Below are 4,849 nucleotides of genomic sequence, written 5' to 3'. Positions count from 1 at the left end.
ACCCCGGCCGCGAGAACAAGAAGAAGGACAGGCATCCGTTTGCTTTGCCTATTCCCGGTGGAATTTCAAGCCCGCCAGCAAATGGCCGTCTGTTGAGCGGGCTTGGATATTGACCTAGTTTGATACGACACCAAGATCAGATTTCGAAAAGGAGGCCCGCAGCATGATTGCCTACGTCACTGTTGGTGCTGATGACATCGCGCGCGCAAAGCGGTTTTACTCTGCCTTCCTGCCCGCGCTTGGTTATGGGTTCAAGGAAGGTCCCGAAGGTCTGAGCTATGCCCTGCCGGTGGAACCGGGCCAATCGCCTGTTTTACCGGATTTTTATGTCAAACCGCCCTTCGATGGACGCCCGGCCACGGTTGGAAACGGTGTCATGGTCGCCTTCGAGGCGCACAGCCAAAAGCAGGTTCGTGACCTTCACGCCGCCGCACTTGCCGCAGGTGGAATTGACGAAGGCCAACCAGGTTTTCGTGACGATTATGGACCGCAGTTTTACGTTTGCTACCTGCGCGATCCCCAAGGCAACAAGATCGCTTTGTTCTCAAGCAACCCGAACGAACCGGGGCGTGACGGGTAACGCAGATGGAAATACCTCCGACCGAGGCACGGATTCGCGTCAGACACAAAGAAACCCGGGGCGGCGTCCACCCCGGGCTTCGCTTTTACTGAAGACTGAAATCAAACCGCCCGTTCGACCATCATCTTTTTGATCTCGGCGATTGCCTTGGCCGGGTTCAGACCCTTGGGGCAAGTCTTGGCGCAGTTCATGATCGTGTGGCAGCGATACAGTTTGAACGGATCTTCCAACTCATCCAACCGCTCGCCAGTCGCCTCATCCCGGCTGTCGATGATCCAGCGATAGGCATGCAGCAGTGCTGCGGGCCCAAGATAGCGATCCCCGTTCCACCAGTAGCTGGGGCACGAGGTCGAACAGCTGGCGCACATCACGCATTCATAAAGACCGTCCAGCTTCTTGCGGTCCGCAATGGATTGCTTCCACTCTTTCGCGGGCCGGTTGGTCTTGGTTTCCAGCCACGGCATGATCGAGGCATGCTGGGCATAGAAATGGGTCAGGTCCGGGATTAGGTCCTTGACCACCGGCATATGCGGCAGCGGATAGATTTTCACATCACCCTTGATCTCATCCATGCCATAGATACAGGCCAGCGTGTTGATCCCATCGATATTCATCGCACAGGACCCACAGATGCCTTCGCGGCAGGAGCGGCGGAAAGTCAGGGTCGGATCAATCTCGTTCTTGATCTTGATCAGCGCGTCCAGAACCATCGGGCCGCAGGTATCCATATCGACGAAATATGTATCCACCCGAGGGTTCTGCCCGTCATCAGGATTCCAGCGGTAAATCTGAAACTTGCGTACGTTGCTGGCGCCTTCGGGCTTGGGCCAGGTTTTGCCCGTGGTGATACGGGAATTCTTGGGAAGGGTCAGTTGAACCATGTGCCTGAAATTCCTTGGTCTACTTGCGCGCAATCTGCCTCAAAACCCAGTGGAATACAATGCGGCATTCGTTCGTATACCGTAGTATTCAGGACTTTTCTTTACGAAGCCTGCGCAGTTGCCGCGTAGATTTCCTGACAATTTTATCATGATATTTGGGAACGATCATTCGGGCAGCTTCCGCCGTACTGGCATAGTCGGAAAGATCGGAGTTCACCGGCGCGTCCCGCTTCACGAACACCATCAGATTCTGCTTGAACCAATCCATCACCAAAGGGTCCGTCCAAAGATTGGGGCGGAGCGCGTCGAAAAAAGCGTAGCCTTGTTTGTCGAACAGCTTGACCCAATAGTCCTGCCACTGCTCATTCTTGTGCCCGGTTCCACCCTGCCCGGCGATGGCTGCCGAGAACACGACAGCATCCGCCAACTGCGTCAGGTCGGCAACAAAGCTTTCGGCCCGGGCCGGTTCCAGATGTTCCGCAACCTCGGTGCTGACGCAGAGATCGAACTTGCGGTCCAGCGAAAACGGCTGCTCCAAATCCGCCCGCACAAGGGCGTCCCCGGAAAACCGGATGGCGGTGTCTTCAAGCCAGTCCCCCTCAACACCACAGATGTCCCGATCACGGCTTTCGAATTCGGCCAAAAGAAACCCGACACCACATCCGACATCGACAACGGATTTCACATCCAGGAATCTTTCACACAGGCCATGAATTCTCTTGGCAGAGTGTACCCGGGCTTCTTCCTGACGAATGTGGCCTTTGTGAAGGCTTTTATAGAGTTTGTCAGCGTCCATATCGGCACACCTTGAATTGTAGCTGTGGTATCAAGCCTATATACTACTTCAGCCTGCTTTGTCGGCAACTCGAAACCCGCAGAATACGGAGCGAATATATGTCCCTTGCGGTCGTGACGATGGTCTATGACGATTACGAGTTCTTGCCGATCTGGAAAAAGTACTGGTCTCAGCATGTTGAACCCAAATGCATGTATGTCATCATTCACGGTTCAAATCGCAGGCTTCGGCGCATGGTCCGGGGATGCAATGTGATCGAGATGCGCAGACCCCCACCCTACCGACAGATGGAAGCGGCGCGCTGGACCATGCTTGGCCATTTTGTAAGTTCGCTGACTTACATGCATGACTCGGTCCTTTATACGGATGTCGATGAAATCATCACGTTGGACCCTGCCGTCGGCACCGATGTGCAGGACTACATCCTAAGCCGCGAGTCGGATGTGACCGCCTCCTACGGGCTTGAGGTCATCCACCGGGAAGATCTTGAACCCGATGGGTTCGATCCTGAAAAGGGTGTTCTGGATCAGCGTAGATTGGTGCGCGTCAATGCCAGCTTTGGAAAACCAAGCATGGTAAAAAAGCCAATTGCCTGGCGCCGCGGAGGGCATTTTGCCTATAGCGACAACATCGTGATCGATCCGAACCTGACAGCCTTTCACCTGCGTTTTTTCGACATGGACCTGTTCCGCGCACGAGCCGTTCGGCGACGCAAGACCACCTTGGCGCCGAAAGGGAAAAACAACACCGCGGGCCGCGCCTGGCGGGCATCCGATGACGGGCTGGACAGCATGATCGCCTCACTGCACGACATGCCGATTGCTGGGATATTGCCCGACGACCGGTCGTCTTATGTTGATGCAATCGAAAAGAGCAAAAGCCTGGTCACCCAGAATGATCAGGTCTTCACCAAACACAAAACGCATGCGTCTCCAGAACTGTACCGCTTGCCTGAAAGGTATGAAGGGTTGTTCTGATTGATGCTCCGATCACTTACAAAAAAGGCCATGCGACAGGTAAAGTCGCATGGCCTTTGAATTTGTTGCATGGCCTTTCGGAACGCTAATGTTTGTCAGAAGGTCCGCGCCTTGGGTGCGATGCGCTTCAGGCTGATGCCGCCTTCATCTTCGGTGCTCAGCGGATCGACGATCACCGGGCGATAGCTAAGGTCAACCTTGTTGCCCTCGACCCGACTGACGGTATGGACACGCCAGTTTTCGTCGTCACGCTCGGTAAAGTCCTCATGCGCGTGGGCGCCACGGGATTCCTTGCGCGCCTCGGCGCCGACGATGGTCGCCAGCGCGCTGGGCATCAGGTTGGTCAGCTCCAGCGATTCCATCAGATCACTGTTCCAGACCAGCGAGCGGTCGGTAACCTGCAAGTCGTCCATCTTGGCGGCAATGGCGGTCATTTTTTCAACGCCCTCGGCCATGGTCTTGGCGGTGCGGAACACAGCAGCGTCCGCTTGCATGGTCTTTTGCATCTCAAGCCGCAGATCGGCGGTCGGGATCGCGCCGCTGGCGTTGCGCACCGCATCAAACCGGTCGAATGCCTTATCGACCGATGCCTGGTTCAGCACCGGGTTCGGCGCATCAGCATCAACAACCTTGCCCGCCCGGATCGCAGCCGCGCGGCCAAAGACCACAAGGTCGATCAGCGAGTTCGACCCAAGCCGGTTCGCCCCGTGGACCGAGGCACACCCCGCCTCACCCACAGCCATCAGGCCGGGGACAACAGCGGTCGGGTTATCGGCGGTGGGGTTCAGCACCTCACCCCAATAGTTCGTTGGAATACCGCCCATGTTGTAATGCACCGTCGGCAAAACCGGGATCGGTTCCTTGGTCACATCGACACCGGCAAAGATCTTGGCGCTTTCGGAAATTCCCGGCAGGCGCTCGGCCAGAGCCTCGGCAGGCAGGTGAGACAGGTTCAGGTGGATGTGATCCCCTTCGCCGCCAACACCGCGCCCCTCGCGAATCTCCATCGTCATCGAGCGCGAGACATAGTCGCGCGGCGCGAGGTCCTTGTATTGGGGCGCATAGCGCTCCATGAACCGCTCGCCTTCGGAATTGGTCAGATAGCCGCCCTCACCCCGCGCGCCTTCGGTGATCAAGCAGCCCGAGCCGTAAATGCCGGTCGGGTGGAACTGAACGAACTCCATATCCTGCAGGGCCAGACCCGCACGGGCCACCATGCCGCCACCGTCGCCGGTGCAGGTATGGGCCGAGGTGGCGCTGAAATAGGCCCGGCCATAACCACCGGTCGCCAGCACCACCATCTTGGCGTTGAACACATGCATCGTACCGTCGTCCAGCTTCCAGCAGACGACACCCTGACATTGCCCGTCATCGGACATGATCAGGTCAATGGCGAAATATTCGATGTAGAACTCGGCGTTGTTCTTCAGCGACTGACCATACAGCGTGTGCAGAATCGCGTGGCCGGTCCGGTCGGCGGCGGCGCAGGTGCGCTGCACCGCGGGGCCTTCGCCGAACTCCGTCGTATGACCACCGAACGGGCGCTGATAGATTTTGCCCTCTTCGGTCCGGCTGAAGGGCACGCCGTAATGCTCTAGCTCATAAACCGCCTTTG

The 4,849-nt window shown here is 57.1% G+C and carries 5 protein-coding genes; 2 read left to right on the top strand and 3 right to left on the bottom strand.

Translation table 11 applies throughout. The annotated features are described in order from the left end of the window. Positions 1 to 163: 163 nt before the first annotated feature. Positions 164 to 580, top strand: a complete 417-nt coding sequence (locus MPJ51_RS05215; RefSeq protein WP_298382782.1) for a VOC family protein — start codon at positions 164 to 166, stop codon at positions 578 to 580. A 101-nt stretch (positions 581 to 681) separates the two neighbouring features. Here MPJ51_RS05215 and MPJ51_RS05210 read toward each other — a convergent pair whose 3' ends face one another. Next, entirely contained in the window at positions 682 to 1,461 is a 780-nt protein-coding gene (locus MPJ51_RS05210) for a succinate dehydrogenase iron-sulfur subunit (RefSeq protein WP_298382779.1), read from the bottom strand. Positions 1,462 to 1,549: 88 nt separating this feature from the next. Further along, the gene (locus MPJ51_RS05205; RefSeq protein WP_298382776.1) at positions 1,550 to 2,257 is read right to left on the bottom strand and encodes a methyltransferase domain-containing protein; all 708 of its coding nucleotides are present in this window, start codon (positions 2,255 to 2,257) and stop codon (positions 1,550 to 1,552) included. Positions 2,258 to 2,376: 119 nt separating this feature from the next. Between MPJ51_RS05205 and MPJ51_RS05200 the strand changes: the two genes are divergently transcribed. Next, entirely contained in the window at positions 2,377 to 3,234 is an 858-nt protein-coding gene (locus MPJ51_RS05200; protein WP_298382773.1) for a hypothetical protein, read from the top strand. Positions 3,235 to 3,329: 95 nt separating this feature from the next. Here MPJ51_RS05200 and sdhA read toward each other — a convergent pair. Then, positions 3,330 to 4,849: succinate dehydrogenase flavoprotein subunit (sdhA, locus tag MPJ51_RS05195; RefSeq protein ID WP_298382770.1), on the bottom strand; the 1,520-nt coding region annotated here is incomplete at its 5' end.

Source organism: Ruegeria sp. (assembly GCF_028066395.1).
Classification (GTDB): Bacteria; Pseudomonadota; Alphaproteobacteria; order Rhodobacterales; family Rhodobacteraceae; genus Ruegeria.
Note: the sequence above shows the minus strand (reverse complement) of the source record. Positions and strands in the feature narration are given on the sequence as shown.